This is a genomic window from Terribacillus saccharophilus, assembly GCF_002272075.1.
GTDB classification, from domain to species: Bacteria; Bacillota; Bacilli; order Bacillales; family Amphibacillaceae; genus Terribacillus; species Terribacillus saccharophilus_A.
Genome location: NZ_NPBJ01000001.1, coordinates 13,099 through 34,841 on the forward strand (window position 1 = coordinate 13,099; position 21,743 = coordinate 34,841).

A 21,743-nucleotide genomic window follows, 5' to 3' on the forward strand; every position below is an offset into this window, starting at 1 on the left:
GAAAGAAACAGTTAAAGGGAGTTAAGTGAACAAGAAGTTCTTTTTAGACTCTAAGAATATACATATAACATTAAGTGTAAATGGGGGATGTAATGAACTCGCAAGGCAGAGTATGTTTAATTGTTGGTTGGATAACTTTGTTTCTCATGGGTACTGATTTATTTGTAGTATCTCCGTTACTACCGTTCATTTCGGAAGCTTATAATGTTAGTTCAGTGATGACAGGATGGATGGTAACTGTTTTTGCTGTAACATATGCTATTGTAGCACCTTTCTTTGGTTGGGCTTCAGATAAAAATGGAAGAGGGATTTTTATTACGTTTGGGTTATTGTTATTTTCCTTCTCTAATATTTTAACTGCTTTTTCACCTTCTTTTACCTGGTTAATCATTAGTCGTATTTTAGCTGGTTTGTCGGTTGCTGCGATTACCCCATTGATTTATGCCGTTATCGGGGATATTGCACCATCAAATCGGAGGGGAACTTGGCTTTCAATTGTTGTTTCAGGACATCTAACAGCTCTTTGGGCAGGAGCACCAGTCGGTACGTTACTAGAACATTTTCTTGGTTGGCGTTCAGTATTTGTTGTAATGGCTATTATAGGGACTATATTAGCAGTAGTAAATTTCAAAACATGGAAATATGTCCCTAAAAGTGATGCTGCAAGAAATTTATTAGAAGGAAATCTCTTAAGAATACTTGGTTCGGTAAGTGTAACCACCATTTGGGCGATTTCAATGTATGCTCTTTATGTTTACTTAGGTGCGGCTCTTTATTCCGAAAATAGATTCTCTTCATCAGAAATCGCATTAGCTGTCACTTTTTATGGTATTGGTGCTGTTTTAGGAAATCTTATAAGTGGACAAATTACAGATAGGTTTGGATCAAGGAAGATTTCGAAATATTCGCTATTTCTTTTGACTGTAATACTCATTTGTTTAGGAATATTCTTCTCATCTGGGTATTGGATTTATTTCTTTCTGTTCATATGGGCTTTGGTTGGGTATGCAGGATTTACATCATACCAAGCAAGATTAGCAGTCGAATATCCAAGGGAACGAGGAATTGTTATGGCGTGGAATAATACGGCTCTGTATATAGGGATTACCATTGGTTCAATGATTGGTGGTTATGTCATATCTAATTGGGGTTACCCTTTCCTTCCGTATGTTTGTAGCATCGCAGCAATCATTAGTTTTGTCCTTAGTACCAAAAAGGCCCAAGAAACAAAAAAAGAATCGGCTTTCCCAGCGGATAGATGACCTCAGTATGAAGTCTTTTTATTGAACTAACGGTAGCGTTAATTGAACAAAAAAATGAAGATCTTCAGTAATCAAGCGCTTTAGTTGAAGAAGATAATATAAATAGCATTCATAAAAGTACGAAATGCTGAACGTCAGGGAATAAAACACGTTAATCTAGACATCTTACTTTGTCTACCGACTAATTGACATATTTGATTTTTTAGATATATAATGCATCTATGGATACTTTAAATATATTTAAGTCTCTATCTAATGAGGCTAGATTACAGATATTGGAATGGTTGAAAGAACCTCATAAACATTTTGAGCCGCAAGGAGATATTGATTTAGAAGAAACAGGAGTTTGTGTTAGTCAAATTACAGAGAAGCTAAATATGACGCAGTCCACTGCTTCCCAATATCTTTCCACTTTACAAAAAGCTGGTTTACTCCATGCAAAACGTATTGGAAAATGGACTTACTACAAGAGAAACGAAGAATTAATAAAGAAAATTGGTTCATATTTTATAGAGGAATTATAACTATGGAATGATAATTGACTTCCATAGTTATTTTTTTGCCTTGGATAATTGCAATCACTTATAAAACTCCTTTAAGCATTGACATATCGGATTTTAATGATATATTATTCGTATAACATATTAATAATTCTAGATTTGTTTATTTTTTTGCCTATATACATCTATAAATCTTAATATGTAAAAATATAAATGTGTTATTATAGTCAATCACATGAAAGGAATGGATTAGTATGAAAGCTTGGCAGTTTAACGGTTTTGGATTAGAAAATTTAAAAAAGGTCGAGTTACCTACACCAACACCAGGACCAAAAGAAATTCTTGTACGTGTTAAGGCGGTTTCACTGAACTATCGCGATAAAGCAATTGTTGATGGAATTTATTTGCCTGAACTTATGAAGCCGCCATTTGTCCCTGTCGCAGATGCTTCTGGAGAAGTTGTCAGTGTTGGCGCAGAGGTTACAAAATTCAAAGAAGGTGATCGTGTTACTTCGCATATGTTCACAGAGTGGGTTGATGGAAAACCATCCTTGACTCTCGGTGCATCTGCCTTAGGAGGACCTAATAACGGTGGACTAGCTGAGTATATGATTCTTAAAGAGGATACAACTGTTAAAACGCCTGATAACATGACGGATGAAGAAGCATCTACACTTCCAATCGCGGCATTAACAGTTTGGATGTCACTCGTTGAATTCGGGAAAATTAAAGCAGGAGAAACTGTTCTAGTTCAAGGAACGGGTGGTGTTTCTGTTTATGCGATACAAATTGCTTCAGCTCTAGGTGCAAGAGTAATCGCTACAAGTAGCAGCAATGAGAAACTAGAGAGAGTAAAAACGTTAGGTGCTACAGATGTTATTAATTATAAAGAAACACCTGCATGGGAAAAAGAAGTTTTGAAATTAACAAATGGAGAGGGTGTTAACCATATTCTTGAGGTAGTTGGAGGAGAAGGCGTTAACCAATCCATTGAAGCACTTACTCCACAAGGAAATATCTATGTGATTGGTTTCTTAAATGGATTAGAGTCTAAGGTGAATTTATTTGCTTTGCTAGCTAAACAAGCTAAAATCCACGGAATTAATGTAGGTCATCGTCGTGCTTTCGATGATATGTCTCGTGCATTTGAACAGCTACAAATTAAACCTGTAATAGATACAGTTTATAGTTTTGATCAAGCAATTGAAGCATATGAGCACCTATATAGAGGCGCTTTCGGTAAGATTGTTATTAAAGTAGCCGACTAAGTTAAGTTTTACATGCATTACGTGTTGTAACTGATTAATTTACTATCTTTACGTATTGTTACCTTATTACAAAGACTTACTGTAATAACACCCTTTTTTTAGTTATGTTCTACAAAATCTTGAGTGGCCAGTATATGTAAGTATGTAGACTTTTATACCAAAAAAATCTAAAATTGTTGGTCGCTTAAATATTCAGTAATATATATAACGATTGCGTTATTGCAGTAAGATGTTTTAGCTGCCGAAATGAAAGAAGGGTGATTTATGAGATCACCCTTCTTTTTGTTTATGGTCGTCTAATTTTAAACTTACAATAAGTAGTTCGTAAAAGTACACTTTTTTGAACGTTCTTAGTATTAGGTATACTTTTCCGGACTATTTAAGAGGAAAAAAAGTTGAGTGGTAATATTCTGGAGTAATTAATTGTAGTTGATTGAAAGTCATATACATTTTAAAATTCTTAAGCAATGGCGGCCAACTTCCAATCCAATATTTTCATTGCCGAATTGATCTCTTAAGGAGAGTGGTAATATGGAATTAAGCATTAGAGAGTGCTTATAGCACTTTATACAGAGTATCAAAAAGATATATTCCGATAATGGGTAGTATTACATCCGAACTTATAGGTCTAGATCAGGCTCAATTTAATTTTGTTTTGAGTAAGCTTAATGATGCCGGGTTAATTACCAATATTAAAGTTCACTACACTAAGACAACTGCTTACCCATTAATTGTATACCATAATGTTAGCCTAACTCCGCTAGGAATAGCTTTTGTAGAGGAGAAATTAGGTATTAATCCATATGAAGATGGGGAAGAAAAAAGTAAATCAAGAAAATGAAAGAAGCAGGATGTGGCATAAGCCATTTGCTAACGACAATGCTAACGTAATTATTTTTTTGAGCTGATTTTAACGGATTTAATGGACTATATGGACAGAAAAACCCCTTTAAAATACGCTATTTTTGCTCGCAACAAAATTGACAGGGTAGGGGTCGCTGGTTCGAGTCCAGTCGGAATCACTAACTTAAAAAAGCTTGGAATCCTTGGTAAACAAGGGTTCCAAGCTTTTTTTATTCAATAATCGATAGGAAAAAGGTATATAGAGAGGGAACTATTTGATATACCGGATTAAATAAAGGAGAGAAAGTTATGAGTAAATCATTTATTGAACAAGTACATTATATTAGAATTCCTGTAAAAGATTTAGAACTGTCTGCACAATGGTATAGAGATGTATTAGGGCTCCAGTTGCTAAACAATACTAAGGAACTGGCAATTTTAAAAGTAAATGAAGGACCTTTCTTACTTATCTTAGTTCCTACCAAAGATGAAACATTTGTACATTTTACAATTGATAATAAACAAGAATTTAGCATTGGCTTTACGAGTCCGCAATTATCTGAATTTCATCAACACTTAATTGATAATCAAGTTAAGGTCGAGGATATAAAAGAAGATAATGGTCATACCTTCTTCCACTTTTATGACCCAAATGGTAATAAACTTCAAGCACACTGGTAAGAATATAATAAATATATTACCTTATTTACGGAATAAGAACGGGAACGTCCAAATCAGACGTTCCCATATTTTTTGCCTGAAAAACAAAAATACTATGTAACACAGCCTTTCTACTTCTCGGGAATGTAATCAATGTCAACCTTTGCTCTTTTATCTACACTAGGATAGTAATGGATCCTGGTAAAAGGTAATAACTACTTTTTATCCATAACATATCAACCTTATATTTTAGTATAGTATGAAAATGAAAAGAGGATAACTAAGCCCTTAAAATAGACAAATTATCCTCTATATCAACACCCTAATATAATGCGGTGATCAGGGTGGTTCTTCGTATTGCAGTTTTATCTCGGTTTTGCAGGCTATATCGTTTGATTCCTATACTATTAAATTATGATAACACCCATTAAAGTAATAGAGTACAGAAAAGCACAGGAGAGTTTAGTAGGAACTATAACGAAAACTCATACAAAATGAGCGAATAACAATTTATAGGTTCCTAAATTTAGTCTTAAATTTTCAATCTTTCTAAAGATGTAATTTTAAACCTTCATGTGATGGCATAAAACCCAACTTTTCATAGAAATGAAGTGCTTCAGGTCTATTTTTATCTGTAGTTAGTTGAACTATGTGACATCCACGTTTTTTTGCACGTTGAATTGCCCACTTAATCAATTCAGATCCTACACCTTTACCACGTACAGAGGGTGCAGTACGAACGCCTTCAATTGTAGCTCTCGATCCGCCCTGATAAGTAATGAACGGAGTAAAGGTAATCTGTTGAACACCTATAATCTCCCTGCCATAACAGGCTACTATTAACTCATTATTTGGGTCAGAATTTATAGATTTAAATGCATTTATGTAACTATCAGGCAGTGGTTGTTTATAATCTTCTCTCTTACTTCCTAAAACATCATCTGATAGCATATACACTATTCTGTCAAGATCTTGAATTTTTGCTTCTCTAAATATAACTTGATTTAAATCCATTAAGACCACCTTCCAATATAAACATCCTACTTTTTAGTAACCTAGATTCCACTTTCCTTGGACTATGGGGGCATTTAAATAATCTCACTTAGAATATACTTTGATATAAATTATTTGATGTACCATTTCATAGCATTTGTATACAAAATTTTATCAGTGGCTTGATCATCAAATAAACTCTGAACTAATGCAATGTCTTTCTATTCCTACAGGTTTCTCTTAAGAAGATTCGATGAAAATGATTAAGACTCCTTCTAGACTAGTGATGTTAAACAATTTACATATTGAAGCTTAAAAGAAGTTAAATTAGATAATCACCGAGTTACCAACTTTGTTTATTCTTTGCCTGCTTCTTATTCGTATAAAGTCAGTGCTTGAAGCCGATTTTAGTTACCAACTTTATTGTTACTATATTAGAATTACTTATAAAAAATAACTATATGTCTTTTAAATCAAAAAAAGTTGATGTATTATAATCAATATAAACATCAAGAATATTTGATATAAGGAGGTGGAGTTATGGAAACAAAGGAACTTGTACTAAGTGATTATCAGGGAATATTCAAAGCTTTAGCCGATACGAAGCGTTTAGAGCTACTACAGTTATTATCTGAATCACCAGAGGAACCTATTTGTGTTTGTGACCTTACTGAATCGATGGAAATGGCTCAGTCTAAACTGTCTTATCATTTGAAGATTCTTCTCGACGCTGACTTAATTACGAAAGAAAAGCGTGGTACCTGGAATTATTATGGACTAAATCCATCTATGTTGAACCACATACTTTCGGAAGAACTTTGCTGCTTATTCAGAGGTCCAGCGGTGAAAGCAGAGAAATGCTGTACCAACTAAATCAAAGAGGTGGAGTAATATGAGCAATCAATTACCTGTAGTAATTATTGGTGCCGGTCCTGTAGGCTTGGCGGCTGCGGCACATTTAGTGGAATATGATTTACCTTTTGTGATTTTGGAAAAAGGAGAAAGCGTAGGAAGCAACATTCTAGAATGGGGCCACGTTCAACTATTTTCTCCTTGGGAGTACAACACGAATCAAGCAGCTACGAAGCTATTATCTAAAACAGAATGGCAACATCCGGATAAAGATAAGTTGCCAACTGGTCAAGAGTTAGTAAAAGAATATCTAAAACCACTTTCACAGCTACAAGTAATGCAAGAGAATATACGCTTTAATTCCGAGGTTGTTGCTGTAACTAAAGATGGTACGGATAAATTAAAGTCTGATAACCGAAATGAACGAGCATTTGTTGTCCATTATAAAAATGAATCTAAATCAGAGAAAATAAGAGCTTCAGCAATCATAGATGCAAGCGGAACTTGGCAAAATCCAAACCCACCTTATGCTGATGGTGTGTGGCTTGATGCTTCTAACAAAGATTCAGTACATACAAATATCCCGGCAGTGCAGCAGCAACAAGAAGTATTTAAAGATAAGCATACTGTTGTGATTGGATCTGGCCACTCTGCATTGAATACGTTGCTGAGTTTGGCGGAGCTGAAAGAGAATCACCCAACAACGAAAATATCTTGGATTCTTAGAAGAGAATCGCCGGTATCTGCATTTGGAGGAGAGGAACAAGACCAACTTGCAGCTCGAGGTGCATTAGGATCGATTGCACACAAGCTTGTGGATCAAGGTGTTATAGATGTATTCGCTCCATTTAATGTAGAAGCAATTGATTATGACGGATCAAACTATACCTTAAGCAGTAAGGAAGGAAATGTTGCCTCTTCTGTTGACGAAATTGTAGTTAATACAGGTGCACGGCCAGATTTTAGCTTCCTACGAGAAGTCCGGTACGAAATTGATCCAATTGTAGAGAGTACACCAGCATTAGCGCCGCTTATCGATCCAAACTTACATAGCTGCGGAACAGTTCGTCCGCACGGTGAGGAAGAATTGAGACACCCGGAAAAGAACTTCTACGTTGCTGGAGTTAAGAGCTATGGCAGAGCTCCTACATTCTTACTGGCCACAGGATACGAGCAAGTAAGATCCATTGTCGCTTATATTGCAGGTGACGTTGAATCGGCTAAACAAGTGAAATTGAAACTGCCAGAAACGGGTGTATGTAAGACTAATATCGTGAATGCAAAACAACAAAGTTGCTGCGGGTGCTAAGGTAATGAAATCAGTACAAGTACGAGATTTAGATAAAAACGATTGGAAGCGCGTTAGGGACATTTACAAGATCGGTATAGATAGTGGAAACGCTACTTTTGAGACTAATGCTCCCGATTGGGATTATTGGAACAACAGCAAGTTGTCGTTTGGCAGACTGATTGGAGAAATTGAGGGGAAAACAGCAGGTTGGGTAGCATTATCCCCTTATTCTTCACGCCAAGTATATAGGGGAGTTGTTGAAGTGGGGATATACGTTGATCCCGACTTTCAAGGTAATGGTATAGGATCTGTATTGTTAGATTCTGTGCTTAATGTTTGTGAAGAAGAAGGTGTGTGGACTGTGCAGGCAAGTATTTTCCCTGAGAACGTTGCAAGTTTGGCGCTGCACCAAAAGTTCGGTTTTCGTATGGTAGGTAGAAGAGAGAGGATTGCTCAGTTAAATGGGAAATGGAGAGATGTTATGCTGCTGGAGAAGAGATTATGATTATAAATAAAGGTGGAGTATTAAGTGAAGAATACTTTATTTCGTATCTTAGGCTTGTGAAGAACTCACTGAATTGCAGTAATGATGAGGCCTACAACATTACCTTTGCAAGATTATTTAAGAATGATCCGGATTCTTTGGGTAAAAAGAGTTACGAAACTTTTCAGCAAGCCTTTATTTTATTCAATTTAATGAAGGAACTTTCAAATGATGCTGTAAAGATGTCCTAGTTCTTAGAAAATACAATCTGTATCACTTCTGTTTTTCTGTTGTGAGTTTCATATCCTTTTGGTAGACTATATGGACTTATAAGACGTAAAAACCCCTTTAAGCTATTTACGCCCGCAACAAAATTGACAGGGAGGGGGCGCTGGTTCAAGTCCAGTCAGAATCACTAACTAAAAAAGCTTGAAACCCTTGGTACATAAGGGTTTCAAGCTTTTTTTGTTTTTCTGGTACTGAGTGATCCAAATGCTAATTTAATGGCGAATGGTATAAGAGCGAGGTTTAGTTGCTAGTATATAACATGTACTTTGGCGATATTAAGGGAGTTTTTTATTTAAGCAACTTGAAGAATTGTTCCATACTCATAAGTTTCATAAAACGGATGTAGCGGTTGACGGAAAAAGCAGTAACGAACACACACCAGTCTAAAGGTTTTGATTGGTAGATAATACATCTTCAAGGGAATTATCTTATCTACGTTCGATAAGTCATCCTGTTTTCAAAATGGAATGATATTCTATTAAGTTATCGGAATTATATGTTAAAATTCCGATAACTTAATAGAAGTGAGGAGATTGCTTTGTTAATTAGAGAGATAAGAATTGATGATGCAGAAGATTATATGAATCTAGTAAAGGAAGTAGAGAGTAAATCTGATTTTATGCTTATGGAAGCTGGAGAAAGAAAAACCACCCCTGAACAACAACAAAAACAACTAGAACGATTGGAACAACAAAATAATTCAACTATATTTGTAGCCGAAGAAAAAGGTAAATTAGTCGGGTATTTAATTGCTATCGGTGGAACTGTTAAGAGAACAAAACATTCCGCTTATCTCGTTATAGGCGTATTACAAGAATGTAGAGGAAAGGGAATAGGCACAGAATTGTTTGATAAGGTGACTAAGTGGGGCCAAAGCATAACGTATCTAGACTAGAACTAACCGTTATAACTGAAAATAAGGCTGGTGTAGCATTATATAAAAAAAGCGGATTTGATATAGAAGGTACGAAAAGAAATTCGCTTATTATTAATGGTAAAACTTATGATGAGTATTGTATGTCGAAGCTATTGTAGACTTTATACTCCAATTACGGGAATTAACCTCAAGCTATTTTCTTGCTGATTATACTGATAAATAATCCCATAAATATTTGTTTGCTGTGATGTTAATTTTATTGTTATTTAACGTTTACATATCATTTTGTACCTCAAAACGGAATTCATTTGTTTTAACATCATTAACACGATTGTAGTATATTTAACAAACTTTATAATGATACGGATTGTTTCGCGTAGTTTACTTAGTAAAGGATTTTTATTGCATTTGCAACAAAAATCCTTTACTATTTATATAACGAAATATAAATGGAGTTGTATATATGAAGGAGATTCTACGTGAAATAGGAATGATTGCCAGGGCATTAGATTCTATAAGTAATATAGAATTTAAAGAATATGATCTTGCCAGGGGGCAGTATTTGTATCTTGTACGGATTGTTGAAAACCCAGGGATCATTCAAGAAAAACTGGCCGAAATGATAAAAGTGGATCGAACAACTGCAGCGCGTGCTATTAAAAAACTTGAGATCAATGGTTTTATCGAAAAGAGAGATGATGAACATAATCAAAAAATCAAGAAACTTTTCCCGACTGAAAAAGGGGAACATGTTTATCAATTCATAAGAAGAGAAAATGATCATTCCGATAAGGTAGCACTAGCTGGACTGTCCGAAGGGGAAGTGGAAACCATCTACAAACTTCTTCAAAAAGTCAGAAAGAATATTGAAACTGACTGGGAATATGTGAAAAAAGGGAACAAACGAAACTATTGAATATGTGAAGGAGCCATTCATTTATATGACATCTATAATTATTAGAAAATGCAGCATGGAGGATCTACCGATACTTCAAGAAGTTAGCATCGAAACCTTCAGCGATACATTTAAGGACCAAAACTCACCTGAAAATATGAAGGCTTACTTGGAAAAAGCATATGACACGAAAAAGCTGGACATGGAATTGTCGAATACCTCTTCTCAATTCTTTTTCATCTATTTGAAAGAAGAACTTGCTGGATACCTTAAGGTAAACACAGATGATGCGCAATCTGAGGAAATGGACGACGAGTCACTTGAGATTGAAAGGATATACGTAAGAAGCAAATTTCAAAAACAAGGTCTAGGTAAATTCCTGATGAACAAGGCAATAGAAATAGCGGCTGAATTGAATAAGAAGGTCATATGGCTTGGAGTATGGGAAAAAAATCAAAACGCAATAGCTTTTTATAGCAAGAATGGTTTTGTTAAAACTGGATCTCATTCGTTTTATATGGGTGACGAAGAACAAGTGGATTACATCTTGGCTAAAACACTTGAATGATACGGTTCTATACATGATGTATAAAAGAAAGAACAACAAGCACTCAGCTTGTTGTTCTTTTAATTACAGCCTTATTTGTAGTTTCGTAAGTTAGGAAGGTCAGTTTTGCTGCTATTGTTTCTATTAGAGTTTATATAGCGTGCTGCATCTCTTTTGGCTTTTTGAGCAACGGCTGCAGAGATTTCATCTGGAGAATGAAATCGATCTTTAGGAGTGGTGACAGTTATAATGACTACAACAAGCATGCCGATCAAGAGCAATAACATCTTACGTCTCCTTTTGTTTTTTCTAATTATTCTCATTATAAAATCCCCTTGTGTACATTATGTGTTGTCTTGCATTTCTTTTTGAATAAAATAAATATTGACATGAGATCGATTCCAGAATGTATGCTTCAGTCGTATTTATTACAAGTGAAGGAGATCTGATATATGTTAAAACTGGTCGTAATGGAATAGGACGCAAAGAGGGGAGCTTCGCTAAAAAAGCTTTCTGTTGAAACACATAAAGAAAATTGTGTACTGCAATTCAAAATGAAATAAGATACATTTTATACACTATTAAATTAATAAGTTTGGCAAAAGGAGCGTCTCACAATGAAAATTGAGCATATTGCAATCTGGGTGAAAGATATCGAGCGAATGAAGAACTTTTATATGAGATATTTTGGAGCAGAGAGTAACAGTTTGTATGTGAATGAAAAGAAAGGATTTGCTTCTTATTTTCTAACTTTTTCGAGTGGATCCAGATTGGAATTAATGAAGAAAGTGGGGGTCAATAAGGAAGTGCTGTCTAATCAATTGGGTTGGGCGCATGTGGCTTTTTCTGTTGGAAGTAAAGACGAGGTTGATACGTTAACCAAAATGATTAGGGAGGACGGTTACACTATCAAAGGTAATCCTCGCACTACAGGTGATGGCTACTATGAGAGCGTTATAGAAGATCCTGAAGGAAATACTGTAGAAATTACTATATAGGAGGAATGAGCAAGGGATGTATCTACCGTAGAAAGAGAAAATGGTAGCGCGTGATTGTATCTTCAGCAAACAAAAGAATTAGTAATGAACAGATATTTTTCGGATAACAACTATCTGATTTCAAACTTGAAGGCGGTTTTATTGTCTCCTGATTATGGGGATTAGTCCTTATTGGTAAGCCTTTCAGGAGTAACAGTTACTTTTCGAAATTTAGAAAAACACACTCACATACGGGGGAAAAGTCCCTGGGTGTGAGTGTGTTTATTTTTGCAGGCAGTCATTCTGCCTCTTGCATATCTTTAAGCGTATTTAAATATTCTACTCCCCATGAATCCATTTCGGAAATGATCGGGCGTAATGAATTTCCTAATTCACTAAGTTCATATTCCACTCTAGGCGGCACTTCTGCATATGCATACCGAACTAATATTCCATCTGCCTCCATTGCTCGAAGGTTCTGGGTCAAAACCTTTTGGCTGATACCGTCTATGCTTCTACGGAGTTCATTGAATCTTTTTCTTTCCTTTAAAAGCTGCTGTAAAATAAGTAATTTCCACTTGCTACCTATTAAGCCGACTGTCGTAGCAACCGGGCAGACTGGGAGATCTTTTTTTGCTATCAAACCGATATACCTCCATTAGTTTCAAATGGGCTGTTAGTTTAATTAATATCCTTGCAGTCTTATTGTAACTTTACGGATAGAGAGGCTGCAACTACAAAAACCTCACTAAAGGAACGTTGCGAAATAATAGTCTTTGTTGAATCAAAAAGTATTAACTTCAAGATTTTAAAGGAAACGACCATTTCTATCTAGTATATATAAGAGGATTGAGGATTTCTTAAAAATAGAGTTACATGGTTTTATTCTAATTTTGTAAGGGGTTATTTAAGGTGAATTTTGTTTTGAGTAAGGAATGGCTAGAGGAACATTTAAATAATGACCAGATTAAGATAGTGGATTGTCGTTTTGACTTAGGGGATCTGGAAAAAGGAGCCATGCTTTATAAAGAAAGTCATATTCCTGGAGCAGTCTATTTTGATTTAGAGAAACAGTTATCCGCTCCAGTTTCAAAGCATGGGGGAAGGCATCCGCTGCCTGACATAGCTCAGTTTAAATCTGACATTGAGAAAGCCGGAATCGACAATGCAAAAACGGTAATTGCCTATGACGGTGGAGAAGGGTCATATGCTTCTCGATTTTGGTGGCTGCTTCAATTTTTAGGCCATGAAAAAGTATTTGTATTGAACGAGGGCTTCAAAGGTTGGGATGAGGCAGGCTACGTGACGACAAAAGATATACCTGACTATGAAACAGCTGAATTTGAAGTGAACATTAGAAATGAGATGATGGCTTCTTATGAGGAAGTAAAAGAAGTTGTCGAACAAGAGAGAAAGTCTCCAGTACTAATAGATTCAAGAGAGGGACGACGCTACATAGGCGAAGTGGAACCAATTGATAGAATACCGGGCCATATCCCTGGCGCCATCAATAAATTTTGGGCGGAAGGATTCGAACAAGGGTCATTTAAAGATAGCAAGGAACAGAAGAAAAGATTTGCTGAGCTGGATTCTAAAGATCAAATTATCGTGTATTGCGGATCAGGTGTAACAGCTGCTCCCAACTACATTGCTTTGAAAATGGCTGGGTTTGATAATGTAAAGTTATACGCGGGCAGTTATAGCGACTGGGTTTCGTATGAGCAAAATCCCGTAGCGAAGGGGAAAAATCAATAACAAGAAAAACCCTAATATATCATAGATTGGAGATCTTAATATGGACTATCAATACCTTGGTAAATCTGGTTTGAAGGTGAGCAGACTTTGTTTAGGTACGATGAATTTTGGTACTACTACGGAAGAAAAGGATGCATTTCGAATTATGGATGCAGCACTTGATAGCGGTATTAATTTCTTTGATACAGCGAATGTATACGGTGCAGAAAATCGAGGCCTTACAGAATCAATTATCGGAAGATGGTTCAAGCAAGGCGGAGGTCGGAGAGAGAAAGTGGTCTTAGGTACAAAAGTATACGGAAGCATGCATAATGCTGCCGATGGACCAAATGATGAGGCGGGGTTGTCAGCGTATAAGATTCGGCGACATCTTGAAGATTCTTTAAAGCGCTTGCAAACGGATCACATTGAGCTGTATCAAATGCATCATATTGATCCTGCCGTTACTTGGGAAGAGCTTTGGGGAGCCTTTGAATTAGGAATAAACCAAGGAAAGATAGGTTATGTCGGCTCCAGTAACTTTGCTGCATGGCAGCTTGCCATGGCTCAATGTGCAGCCAAAAACCGTCACTTCTTAGGGCTGGTATCGGAGCAGCATAAATACAACCTGAACTGTCGATATGCTGAGTTAGAAGTACTTCCAGCAGCAAAGCATCTTGGCATTGGAATGATCACTTGGAGCCCTCTGGATGGAGGTTTGCTCGGCCGCAATGCACTCAAAAAATTGCCGGGAAGCAGAAGTGATAAGATTGGTGATAAAATCAATGCGCAGCGTGATCAATTGGAACAGTTCGGTCAACTATGTGAAGAATTAGGAGAAACACAGGATAACATTGCCTTAGCATGGCAGCTTGCAAATCCCGCAGTAACAGCGCCAATCATCGGGCCACGTACGATTGAACAATTTGAGAGTACATTAGATGTACTTGAAATCAATCTCGATGAATCTGTTTTAAAACGACTGGATGAGATCTTCCCAGGTCCAGGTGGTTCGGCACCATATGCATATGCATGGTAAAAGGAAAACTCCTGAATCCACTATGGATTCAGGAGTTTTTTTTACTGCCGAAGAGCTGCATCTGCAAGCGAATAAACTACCGCATCATCAGTAGGCGGATTATGTAATCCAGCCCTTACATCACGAAAGTGGCGCTGCAGAGGATTGTTGGCAGACAAACTTCTGGCTCCGACTATACGCATGCAGAGATCCACAACTTCATTAGCTTTATTGGTGACAATATGCTTAGCAGCAGCTAAATCCGGACTCATCTCAGTTCTCTTTTCAGGATGCTCAACCCACTTTCTAGCTGTAGCGTAAAGCACTTCTCTGGCGTTAAAGAGAGCGAGCTCTATTTCACCAATTTTTCTTCTAACCTCTGGGACATCCTTAGTTGGGCCTGGCAAGGAAACAGGCTGAAATTTTGCCGCAAATTGAATAGTATAATCTCTTGCAGCAACAGCTATACCAAGATAAACAGCAGCGATCTGTAAGTACCAGCCTCTTGCTGTGGAGGTGCCTTTGTTTTCTTCTACAAGCAACGCATCCTGATCAACTAGTACGTCTTCTAAAATTAAATCATCACTTCTTGTTCCTCTCATTGCGATGCTATCCCATGTTTCTACTACAGATACTCCTTCCAAGGAGTGATCAATTATAAAGAAGCCTTTGTTTCCAGAAGGAAGTATAGTCGCTGTGGCAATGCTGTAGTCTAAAGCAGCAGCCATGGAAGCAAAGGATTTACGGCCGTTAATTCTCCATTTCGAACCTTCCAGTTTTGCAGTTGTCCTTGGAGCAGCTCCTCTTGAAGGACTTCCAGTGGCGTTTTCTGTTTGAACCAAGTTAAGAAGAATTTTATCATGTATGATTTTGTTGCTAAGATCCTGAAAACTTTGTTCATCCCATTTTCTGCTTTCGGCATTTTCCAGTACAACACCAAGCTGCCAGCCAAATGATAGAGCAGTAGGAGCATCACCTTGGGCAAGTATCTCTTGAACTTGTAAGTACTCTACAAGATTTAATCCTTTGCCTCCATATTCCGTCGGCACAGTCAGCGACAAAAAATCGTTATCTTTTAACGCTTGAAAGTTATCATAAGGAAATTCACCGCTGGCATCGATATGAGCTGCACGTTGTTTGAATTCTTCAGAAAGGGTCTTTGCTTGCTGTATCACTTGATCAAACACTTTTCTTCGGTTTCTCGCATGAACATTCTCCTTATCCAATAAATTAAAAAAACTCTTTCGTGAGAAAGAGGTTAGGTTTATGTATGTATCTCTCTCATCTCTCAGACGTCTCTGTCTGCTGGAATTAGCACCTTACTTGAAACAAGCGGTTGCTGCAGGGTCGTTGGACCAGTTCCTATCCTGACTCTAGATAAGTGTGTTAATTCAGTTGTCGGCATAAATATATGCCATATACGGAATATTGTCAATTATATATTTAATTTAGAAAACTTGATTGACAGGCAATGGACTGTCCTGTATATTGAGCTTTAATTCAATAAGCATTTCTTATCCAGAGAGGTGGAGGGACTGGCCCTTTGAAGCCTCGGCAACAGACTGCTGCAGTACTGTGCCAATTCCAGCAAGCTACTAGCTTGAAAGATGAGAAGAGAGTGGACGTTGTACGCCTGCGTCGACTAAGTAAGACCTCTTCTTAATCTGAGAAGGGGTCTTTTATTTTGTATAAAACGGAGGGGTAAAAGTGGTAAAACAAATCATTCTGAATGCATTCGATATGAATAGTGCGATGCACAATTCGCATGGGTTGTGGAAGCACCCAGAGAGTAAGCGGCATCGGCAATATAAGGATTTGGATTATTGGATTGATCTTGCGAAGCTATTGGAACGCGGCAGGTTCGATGCGATTTTCTTCGCCGATGTGCTGGGTGTGTATGATGTTTACCGCAATAGTAAAGCGCCTTCCATCCGTGACGGCCTGCAGGTTCCCTTGAATGATCCAGCTTTATTAGTTTCAGCAATGGCCAGTGTTACAGAAAATTTAGGGTTCGCGGTCACGGTGAGTACTACATATGAACCGCCATTTGGGAATGCACGACGTTTTTCCACGCTGGATCATTTGACGAAGGGGAGAGTGGCTTGGAATGTCGTGACTTCATACCTTCCGAATGCTGCCCGTAATTTTGGCTTGACCGATATGATCAAGCACGATGAGCGGTATAAGATTGCCGATGAATTTTTAGAGGTTTCTTATAAGCTTTGGGAAAGCAGCTGGGAGGAGGATGCGGTTGTTGAAGATCCGCAAAACCAAGTTCTAGTAAAGCCTGAAAAAGTGCATGAAATCAATCATGAAGGTCATTATTTCCAGGTTGAGGGACCGCATTTGAGTGAGCCTTCTCCGCAGAGAACTCCTGTTATTTATCAAGCAGGTACGTCTGAAAAGGGACGGGAATTTGCTTCTAAACATGCGGAATGTGTATTTGTTGGAGGACCTACGCCTGAACGTATCCGTTATTATGCAGAGGATATAAGGGAAAGAGCTGCCAAGCATGGTAGAAATCCAGATCATATTAAGATTTTCTCTTTCCTAAGCGTTATTGTAGCGAAAACAACGGAAGAGGCACACCAAAAGTATCAGGAATACATGAGTCATTGGAGCTCAGATGCAGCTAAGGCGCAATTTGGTGCAAGCGGCTACGACATTTCCGAATATGAGGAACTAGATCCTGACGAGCCGTTTACATACGGTAAAACAACCGAAGGAGGTCACTATAAAGCAGCCTCGTTGACAAAGGATGCAGCCAAGCAGCTGACAGTAGGCGAAGCATTGAAGCGATTTGATACCCCTGACAAAAGTTTGATAGTGGGGAATCCAGAAGAGGTAGCTGATGCTATCCAGCTTCAATTCGAGGAATCTGGAGTGGACGGGTTTAATTTGAACCACCTTGTTACTCCTGGCGATCTAGAATCTTTTATTGATCTGGTTATCCCGATTCTTCAAGAACGCGGACTTTATAAACAATTCTATAAATCAGGAACATTGAGAGAGAAATTGTTTGACTATGAATCAGGCAGACTGCCATCTGGGCATCCTGCAAGTGACTATCGATTGCCCGAAAATACCAACAGGAGAGGGAGATGAAAGGTGATAAAACTGGAAAACATCACAAAGAAGTACAGCAGCAAAGGAAAAGAAATCGTTGGCGTTGACGATGTGACATTATCCGTTAAAGCTGGGGAAGTATTTGGAATTGTTGGGTACAGCGGAGCAGGTAAGAGTACGTTGCTGCGATGTATTAATTTATTGGAAAAGCCGACGTCCGGGAAAGTCTTTGTTGATGGAGTTAATTTGCATGAGCTGTCTCCAAAGGAATTGCGAAAAGCAAGACAGTCAATTGGCATGATCTTTCAAGGTTTTCATCTAGTCTCCTCTAAAACGGTATTTGAAAATGTCGCATTTGCATTAAGAGCTGCCGGAGCAGACAAAAAACAGATCAAGCAGCGAGTAGAGGAGCTGCTTGCTCTCGTTGGATTGGAGGATCGAAAGGATCAGTATCCAGCACAGCTTAGCGGTGGTCAAAAGCAGCGAGTCAGTATTGCTCGGGCGCTTGCGAACCAGCCGAAGATCCTTTTATGTGACGAAGCTACCTCTGCACTGGATCCTGGTACGACAAAATCGATCCTCTCTTTACTAAAGAAAATAAATAAAGAACTAGGTCTGACCATCGTTGTCATCACGCACGAGATGGAGGTTGTAAAAGAAATTTGCAGCCGTTGTGCTGTAATGCAGGACGGGAAGGTGGTCGAGCAAGGTTCAACCTATGATATCTTCTCCGATCCTTCTAACCCGTTAACAGTATCCTTTATCCAGACTGTACTTAATTTTGATCTTCCAGAAGAGCTATTGGGAGAGATAAACGGAAAGCTGATCAGGCTGCAATTCAAAGGCAGCATTGCTGCAGAAGCAGTTGTATCGGATATGCTTCAGGCTTTTCAGGTACGCGGCAATATTTTGCACGGAAAAGTAGAGTACATCCAAAGCATGCCGTTGGGGATTTTTATCTTGGAATTAAGCGGAAATGAAACGGAAGTGAATAAAGCAATTGCTTATCTTAGAGACAAAGTAAGTAAGGTGGAGGTGTTTGATGATGGATCGCGTAATCGCCATCTTGCCTGAATTGAATCAAGCATTTCTCGAAACACTCTTAATGGTCTCCATTGCCTTGGCTGTGGCCATCTTGATCGGATTACCCTTTGGAATACTATTATTTGTAACAGATCGCGGATTATTTCTAGAAAACGTAGTAGTGAAAAGAGTGGCTGGGCTGGTTATCAATCTCATTCGATCCGTTCCTTTCGTCATTCTGCTTGTCTTCTTACTGCCGTTTACACAATTTCTCCTTAATACGACCATTGGACCTTTAGCGGCTTCTGTATCTCTATCTGTTGCGGCTATCCCGTTTTATGCAAGAATCGTAGAGTCCTCAGCAAGAGACATTGATAAAGGTGTGATAGAAGCGGCTATTGCGGTAGGTGCTTCTCCGTGGATGATTATCAAAAGTATTATTCTTCCGGAAGTAAAGCCTGGCTTGATAACAGGACTAACCATTACTGCCATCAGTCTGATTGGGTATTCTGCCATGGCCGGCACAATAGGCGGTGGCGGAATCGGCGATTTGGCAATACGGTATGGGTACTACAGATACGATAATACGATCATGTTCACCACAGTTATTGTGCTGATTGTACTCGTTCAGGTTGTTCAATACCTTGGCGATCTTATAGCAAGAGTCGTATCAAAAAGATGAATTCTAAGGGGGAACAAAAATGAAAAAAGCTATCTTTTTGTTATTTGCCGCAGTGTTCACAGCAGTCTTAGCAGGCTGTGGTTCTGGAGAAAGCAGGGCCTCATCCGATAAAAAGATCGTTTTAGGCGCAACAATTCCTTATAGCGACATGCTTGAAAAAGGCGTAAAACCGTATTTAGAGGATAAAGGTTATTCAGTCGAAGTAAAGGAGTTCAACGATTATGTACAGCCGAATAAATCGTTGGCAACTGGTTCACTGGATGCCAATCTATTTCAGCATAAAGTATATATGGACGCCTTCGCTGAGGAAAATAATATGGAGCTGACTAGTGTTATCACAGTTCCAACAGCTCCTATAGGAATCTATTCAAATGAATTCAAGTCACTTGATGAAATAAAAGAAGGAAGCACAGTTGCATTAGCTAATGATCCGACTAATCTAGGACGCGGCCTGACTGTGCTAAGAGATAACGGGCTAATAGAAATCGATGAAAATGCCGATCCATTACGAGTCACCGAAAAAGACGTCACAAGCAATCCGAAAAATCTAAAATTCGAACCAGTTGAAGCAGCCCAGCTCCCGCGTACATTAGAGTCTGTTGATTTGGCTGCAATTAACGGTAACTTCGCTATATCAGCTGGCATCGATTTATCAACAGCACTTGCACTCGATGAGTTGCCCGAGGATATCCAGAACCGAGTGGTTGTCTCAACCGAAAACAAGGATGAACAATTTGTTCAGGATATTAAGGAAGCAGTGGAGTCGGAGGAGTTTGCCAAAGTGATTGAAGAAGAGTTTACTGAATTTCATAAGCCGGATTGGATGAAGTAATAATTTTAAAGAGGGGGGATTTCCCTCTCTTTTTTGTGTATGTTTAATATAGGTAATCTTCAATTTTAAATCTGTAGATTGGTTAAAAAGAGGAGGAATAATTGTCTTGAAGAAACAGCAAGCTGTTGAAATTGCAAAGGGTTATGGTTTGGATGTAATAGAAAACTCGATAATATTCAATGAGTCCGGTTTGGATTTTAAGGTTGCTTATGCTGAAGATAACAAAGGGAATGAATGGGTACTTAGGTTTCCAAGACGTGACGACGTCATGAAGAGGACGATTGTGGAAAAGAAAACACTGGATGTAATCAACAAACACGTCGATTTTCAGTTTCCTCTTTGGTTGGTCTATGAAGATGATTTGATTGCGTACAGGAAATTGACTGGTGTTCCAGCAGGTACGATAGATCCAGAGATTCAAAGCTATGTATGGGAGATGAATCACGAAAATGTCCCTGAAACATTTCATCAGACATTAGCCAACACTTTAGCAACCTTACACACCATTCCGATAGATGAAGCATCTAAAGCCGGTTTATTAGTGCATACAGCAGAGGAAGCTAGAAAAACAATGAGAGAGCGTATGGAAAAGGTTAAAGGGACATTTGGTGTAGGAGAATCTTTATGGGCACGCTGGCAAAACTGGATCAATAATAAGGATTTATGGCCAGAAAAAACAGGTCTCATTCATGGAGATTTACATGCAGGTCACACGATGATTGATAAAGATGCCAAAGTAACCGGTTTGATTGACTGGACTGAAGCAAAAGTAACGGATGTAGCAAATGACTTTGTTTTCCAATATCGAACGTTCGGGGAACCAGAATTAGAGAAATTAATCGGCTATTACAAGCAAGCAGGAGGTATCTACTGGCCAAAAATGAAAGAACACATCATTGAGCTTAATGCAGCTTATCCAGTGGCAATTGCTGAGTTTGCAATCATCTCAGACTTGGAAGAGTACAAGCAAATGGCAAAAGAAGTATTAGAAATTAATAATTAATTCTAAAGCTGTTACAACTACCTATCTAACATCGATAAATAAATTTGAGCTGCCCTTTCAATTCCAGTATAGTAACATGTATAGCATTCGAGATTAGAATAGGTGGAATATCTTATGAATACAAACCATGATTTCATGGATGAATGGTTGTCTCTTGATAATTTACAATTGAAAATAAAGAAGGAACTGGAAACAGTTCTGCAAAAAGAATACAATTTATCGATTAAAGAATTTTATGTATTGTACTATTTATCCAAGGCTCCTGAAAAGAAACTTCGTTTGCAGCAGCTCCAAGAATTGATCGGGCTAAGTCAAAGCGCGCTTTCCAGATTGGTTGCGAATATGGAAGCTAGCAGCTGCGGTGCATTGCAGAAGCACGTGTGTACAGATGATCGTAGAGGAACGTATACACAGATGACAGAACTAGGAGAGAATAAACTGCAGGGTGGTCTCCAAACGTTTCAGGAAGTAATAAGCACTAATTTTGCTCAAGTTGACTCTGAACACATACTTAAGCAATTACTGGAGAAATTATAAGATATATAAAAAAGCACCTGATAGGGTGCTTTTTTATATGCCTTTCATTTGACAGAGTTAATTTAAAACGATAAATTAAATGCATGTGTTATGCATATAATTTGTTCGCTA

At 38.1% G+C, this 21,743-nt stretch carries 26 protein-coding genes, 1 pseudogene and 2 riboswitches; of the genes and pseudogenes, 22 read left to right on the top strand and 5 right to left on the bottom strand.

Going from position 1 to position 21,743, the window contains the following annotated elements; translation table 11 throughout:
• Window positions 1–92 precede the first annotated feature (92 nt).
• The 5 genes from CHH48_RS00070 (at window position 93) to CHH48_RS00090 (ending at window position 4,554) form a co-directional block, all read left to right on the top strand.
• On the top strand, window positions 93–1,262 hold the full coding sequence (locus CHH48_RS00070; protein WP_095217331.1) for an MFS transporter: 1,170 nt from the start codon (window positions 93–95) through the stop codon (window positions 1,260–1,262).
• A 221-nt stretch (window positions 1,263–1,483) separates the two neighbouring features.
• The gene (locus tag CHH48_RS00075; protein WP_095217332.1) at window positions 1,484–1,786 is read left to right on the top strand and encodes an ArsR/SmtB family transcription factor; all 303 of its coding nucleotides are present in this window, start codon (window positions 1,484–1,486) and stop codon (window positions 1,784–1,786) included.
• 230 nt (window positions 1,787–2,016) lie between these two features.
• The gene (locus CHH48_RS00080; RefSeq protein ID WP_095217333.1) at window positions 2,017–3,030 is read left to right on the top strand and encodes a zinc-dependent alcohol dehydrogenase family protein; all 1,014 of its coding nucleotides are present in this window, start codon (window positions 2,017–2,019) and stop codon (window positions 3,028–3,030) included.
• A gap of 598 nt (window positions 3,031–3,628) precedes the next feature.
• Window positions 3,629–3,871: a hypothetical protein gene (locus CHH48_RS00085; protein ID WP_095217334.1), complete on the top strand. Its 243-nt coding sequence runs from the start codon at window positions 3,629–3,631 to the stop codon at window positions 3,869–3,871.
• 311 nt (window positions 3,872–4,182) lie between these two features.
• Window positions 4,183–4,554, top strand: coding sequence for a VOC family protein (locus CHH48_RS00090; RefSeq protein WP_095217335.1), 372 nt, complete (start codon window positions 4,183–4,185; stop codon window positions 4,552–4,554).
• A 528-nt stretch (window positions 4,555–5,082) separates the two neighbouring features.
• On the opposite strand, the gene CHH48_RS00095 is transcribed toward CHH48_RS00090, so the two are convergent.
• Both CHH48_RS00095 and CHH48_RS19245 read right to left on the bottom strand, forming a co-directional pair.
• On the bottom strand, window positions 5,083–5,547 hold the full coding sequence (locus CHH48_RS00095) for a GNAT family N-acetyltransferase (RefSeq protein ID WP_095217336.1): 465 nt from the start codon (window positions 5,545–5,547) through the stop codon (window positions 5,083–5,085).
• Between the two features lie 110 nt (window positions 5,548–5,657).
• Window positions 5,658–5,744 (bottom strand): annotated as a pseudogene (locus tag CHH48_RS19245) (amidohydrolase family protein); the annotation flags it as partial.
• A 322-nt stretch (window positions 5,745–6,066) separates the two neighbouring features.
• Between CHH48_RS19245 and CHH48_RS00100 the strand changes: the two are divergent.
• The 8 genes from CHH48_RS00100 to CHH48_RS00130 all read left to right on the top strand — a co-directional run bounded on the left by CHH48_RS00100 (window position 6,067) and on the right by CHH48_RS00130 (window position 10,781).
• Window positions 6,067–6,399: an ArsR/SmtB family transcription factor gene (locus CHH48_RS00100; RefSeq protein ID WP_095217337.1), complete on the top strand. Its 333-nt coding sequence runs from the start codon at window positions 6,067–6,069 to the stop codon at window positions 6,397–6,399.
• A gap of 19 nt (window positions 6,400–6,418) precedes the next feature.
• On the top strand, window positions 6,419–7,687 hold the full coding sequence (locus tag CHH48_RS00105; RefSeq protein WP_095217338.1) for an NAD(P)-binding domain-containing protein: 1,269 nt from the start codon (window positions 6,419–6,421) through the stop codon (window positions 7,685–7,687).
• A gap of 4 nt (window positions 7,688–7,691) precedes the next feature.
• The gene (locus tag CHH48_RS00110; RefSeq protein ID WP_095217339.1) at window positions 7,692–8,174 is read left to right on the top strand and encodes a GNAT family N-acetyltransferase; all 483 of its coding nucleotides are present in this window, start codon (window positions 7,692–7,694) and stop codon (window positions 8,172–8,174) included.
• Window positions 8,171–8,404, top strand: a complete 234-nt coding sequence (locus CHH48_RS00115; RefSeq protein ID WP_095217340.1) for a hypothetical protein — start codon at window positions 8,171–8,173, stop codon at window positions 8,402–8,404. The genes CHH48_RS00110 and CHH48_RS00115 overlap by 4 nt, the downstream gene beginning before the upstream one ends.
• Window positions 8,405–8,979: 575 nt before the next feature.
• Window positions 8,980–9,336 (top strand): N-acetyltransferase family protein, encoded by a 357-nt coding sequence (locus tag CHH48_RS00120; RefSeq protein ID WP_428848893.1) that lies wholly within the window; start codon window positions 8,980–8,982, stop codon window positions 9,334–9,336.
• Entirely contained in the window at window positions 9,306–9,476 is a 171-nt protein-coding gene (locus CHH48_RS19990; RefSeq protein WP_428848894.1) for a GNAT family N-acetyltransferase, read from the top strand. The genes CHH48_RS00120 and CHH48_RS19990 overlap by 31 nt, the downstream gene beginning before the upstream one ends.
• A gap of 305 nt (window positions 9,477–9,781) precedes the next feature.
• Complete coding sequence (locus CHH48_RS00125; protein ID WP_095217341.1) at window positions 9,782–10,234, top strand: MarR family winged helix-turn-helix transcriptional regulator; 453 nt, start codon at window positions 9,782–9,784, stop codon at window positions 10,232–10,234.
• A 25-nt stretch (window positions 10,235–10,259) separates the two neighbouring features.
• Complete coding sequence (locus tag CHH48_RS00130; RefSeq protein ID WP_095217342.1) at window positions 10,260–10,781, top strand: GNAT family N-acetyltransferase; 522 nt, start codon at window positions 10,260–10,262, stop codon at window positions 10,779–10,781.
• Between the two features lie 71 nt (window positions 10,782–10,852).
• Here CHH48_RS00130 and CHH48_RS00135 read toward each other — a convergent pair whose 3' ends face one another.
• Window positions 10,853–11,083 carry a hypothetical protein gene (locus CHH48_RS00135; protein WP_095267081.1) on the bottom strand — a complete coding sequence of 77 codons (231 nt, stop codon included), beginning with the start codon at window positions 11,081–11,083 and terminating at the stop codon, window positions 10,853–10,855.
• A 294-nt stretch (window positions 11,084–11,377) separates the two neighbouring features.
• Between CHH48_RS00135 and CHH48_RS00140 the strand changes: the two genes are divergently transcribed.
• The gene (locus tag CHH48_RS00140; protein ID WP_095217344.1) at window positions 11,378–11,758 is read left to right on the top strand and encodes a VOC family protein; all 381 of its coding nucleotides are present in this window, start codon (window positions 11,378–11,380) and stop codon (window positions 11,756–11,758) included.
• Window positions 11,759–12,035: 277 nt separating this feature from the next.
• On the opposite strand, the gene CHH48_RS00145 is transcribed toward CHH48_RS00140, so the two are convergent.
• Window positions 12,036–12,380 carry a winged helix-turn-helix transcriptional regulator gene (locus tag CHH48_RS00145; protein ID WP_095217345.1) on the bottom strand — a complete coding sequence of 115 codons (345 nt, stop codon included), beginning with the start codon at window positions 12,378–12,380 and terminating at the stop codon, window positions 12,036–12,038.
• 269 nt (window positions 12,381–12,649) lie between these two features.
• Between CHH48_RS00145 and CHH48_RS00150 the strand changes: the two genes are divergently transcribed.
• Window positions 12,650–13,492, top strand: coding sequence for a sulfurtransferase (locus CHH48_RS00150; RefSeq protein ID WP_095217346.1), 843 nt, complete (start codon window positions 12,650–12,652; stop codon window positions 13,490–13,492).
• Between the two features lie 40 nt (window positions 13,493–13,532).
• Window positions 13,533–14,510: an aldo/keto reductase gene (locus tag CHH48_RS00155; RefSeq protein ID WP_095217347.1), complete on the top strand. Its 978-nt coding sequence runs from the start codon at window positions 13,533–13,535 to the stop codon at window positions 14,508–14,510.
• A 41-nt stretch (window positions 14,511–14,551) separates the two neighbouring features.
• On the opposite strand, the gene CHH48_RS00160 is transcribed toward CHH48_RS00155, so the two are convergent.
• Entirely contained in the window at window positions 14,552–15,715 is a 1,164-nt protein-coding gene (locus CHH48_RS00160; RefSeq protein ID WP_255212152.1) for an acyl-CoA dehydrogenase family protein, read from the bottom strand.
• Between the two features lie 52 nt (window positions 15,716–15,767).
• Window positions 15,768–15,873, bottom strand: a riboswitch (SAM riboswitch).
• Between the two features lie 127 nt (window positions 15,874–16,000).
• Window positions 16,001–16,103: riboswitch (SAM riboswitch) on the top strand.
• A 93-nt stretch (window positions 16,104–16,196) separates the two neighbouring features.
• Between CHH48_RS00160 and CHH48_RS00165 the strand changes: the two genes are divergently transcribed.
• From CHH48_RS00165 to CHH48_RS00190, 6 genes are all read left to right on the top strand, one after another.
• On the top strand, window positions 16,197–17,594 hold the full coding sequence (locus CHH48_RS00165; protein WP_095217349.1) for an LLM class flavin-dependent oxidoreductase: 1,398 nt from the start codon (window positions 16,197–16,199) through the stop codon (window positions 17,592–17,594).
• Between the two features lie 3 nt (window positions 17,595–17,597).
• Window positions 17,598–18,629: a methionine ABC transporter ATP-binding protein gene (locus tag CHH48_RS00170; protein ID WP_095217350.1), complete on the top strand. Its 1,032-nt coding sequence runs from the start codon at window positions 17,598–17,600 to the stop codon at window positions 18,627–18,629.
• Complete coding sequence (locus tag CHH48_RS00175; protein WP_371809643.1) at window positions 18,598–19,260, top strand: methionine ABC transporter permease; 663 nt, start codon at window positions 18,598–18,600, stop codon at window positions 19,258–19,260. Before CHH48_RS00170 ends, CHH48_RS00175 begins: the two co-directional genes overlap by 32 nt.
• A gap of 19 nt (window positions 19,261–19,279) precedes the next feature.
• Window positions 19,280–20,092 (top strand): MetQ/NlpA family ABC transporter substrate-binding protein, encoded by an 813-nt coding sequence (locus CHH48_RS00180; RefSeq protein WP_095217352.1) that lies wholly within the window; start codon window positions 19,280–19,282, stop codon window positions 20,090–20,092.
• A 100-nt stretch (window positions 20,093–20,192) separates the two neighbouring features.
• Entirely contained in the window at window positions 20,193–21,095 is a 903-nt protein-coding gene (locus CHH48_RS00185; RefSeq protein ID WP_095217353.1) for a macrolide 2'-phosphotransferase, read from the top strand.
• 114 nt (window positions 21,096–21,209) lie between these two features.
• Window positions 21,210–21,632 carry a MarR family winged helix-turn-helix transcriptional regulator gene (locus CHH48_RS00190; RefSeq protein ID WP_095217354.1) on the top strand — a complete coding sequence of 141 codons (423 nt, stop codon included), beginning with the start codon at window positions 21,210–21,212 and terminating at the stop codon, window positions 21,630–21,632.
• Window positions 21,633–21,743 lie beyond the last annotated feature (111 nt).

What these genes read in the sequence shown, in the direction of transcription:
- CHH48_RS00110 (WP_095217339.1), top strand. Translation starts at nt 7,692, where the DNA reads ATGAAATCAGTACAAGTACGAGATTTAGATAAAAACGATTGGAAGCGC.
- CHH48_RS00100 (WP_095217337.1), top strand. Translation starts at nt 6,067, where the DNA reads ATGGAAACAAAGGAACTTGTACTAAGTGATTATCAGGGAATATTCAAA.
- CHH48_RS00105 (WP_095217338.1), top strand. Translation starts at nt 6,419, where the DNA reads ATGAGCAATCAATTACCTGTAGTAATTATTGGTGCCGGTCCTGTAGGC.
- CHH48_RS00135 (WP_095267081.1), bottom strand. Translation starts at nt 11,083, where the DNA reads ATGAGAATAATTAGAAAAAACAAAAGGAGACGTAAGATGTTATTGCTC.
- CHH48_RS00090 (WP_095217335.1), top strand. Translation starts at nt 4,183, where the DNA reads ATGAGTAAATCATTTATTGAACAAGTACATTATATTAGAATTCCTGTA.
- CHH48_RS00190 (WP_095217354.1), top strand. Translation starts at nt 21,210, where the DNA reads ATGAATACAAACCATGATTTCATGGATGAATGGTTGTCTCTTGATAAT.
- CHH48_RS00125 (WP_095217341.1), top strand. Translation starts at nt 9,782, where the DNA reads ATGAAGGAGATTCTACGTGAAATAGGAATGATTGCCAGGGCATTAGAT.
- CHH48_RS00075 (WP_095217332.1), top strand. Translation starts at nt 1,484, where the DNA reads ATGGATACTTTAAATATATTTAAGTCTCTATCTAATGAGGCTAGATTA.
- CHH48_RS00080 (WP_095217333.1), top strand. Translation starts at nt 2,017, where the DNA reads ATGAAAGCTTGGCAGTTTAACGGTTTTGGATTAGAAAATTTAAAAAAG.
- CHH48_RS00130 (WP_095217342.1), top strand. Translation starts at nt 10,260, where the DNA reads ATGACATCTATAATTATTAGAAAATGCAGCATGGAGGATCTACCGATA.
- CHH48_RS00175 (WP_371809643.1), top strand. Translation starts at nt 18,598, where the DNA reads ATGATGGATCGCGTAATCGCCATCTTGCCTGAATTGAATCAAGCATTT.
- CHH48_RS00085 (WP_095217334.1), top strand. Translation starts at nt 3,629, where the DNA reads ATGGGTAGTATTACATCCGAACTTATAGGTCTAGATCAGGCTCAATTT.
- CHH48_RS00140 (WP_095217344.1), top strand. Translation starts at nt 11,378, where the DNA reads ATGAAAATTGAGCATATTGCAATCTGGGTGAAAGATATCGAGCGAATG.
- CHH48_RS00155 (WP_095217347.1), top strand. Translation starts at nt 13,533, where the DNA reads ATGGACTATCAATACCTTGGTAAATCTGGTTTGAAGGTGAGCAGACTT.
- CHH48_RS00095 (WP_095217336.1), bottom strand. Translation starts at nt 5,547, where the DNA reads ATGGATTTAAATCAAGTTATATTTAGAGAAGCAAAAATTCAAGATCTT.
- CHH48_RS00180 (WP_095217352.1), top strand. Translation starts at nt 19,280, where the DNA reads ATGAAAAAAGCTATCTTTTTGTTATTTGCCGCAGTGTTCACAGCAGTC.
- CHH48_RS00115 (WP_095217340.1), top strand. Translation starts at nt 8,171, where the DNA reads ATGATTATAAATAAAGGTGGAGTATTAAGTGAAGAATACTTTATTTCG.
- CHH48_RS00070 (WP_095217331.1), top strand. Translation starts at nt 93, where the DNA reads ATGAACTCGCAAGGCAGAGTATGTTTAATTGTTGGTTGGATAACTTTG.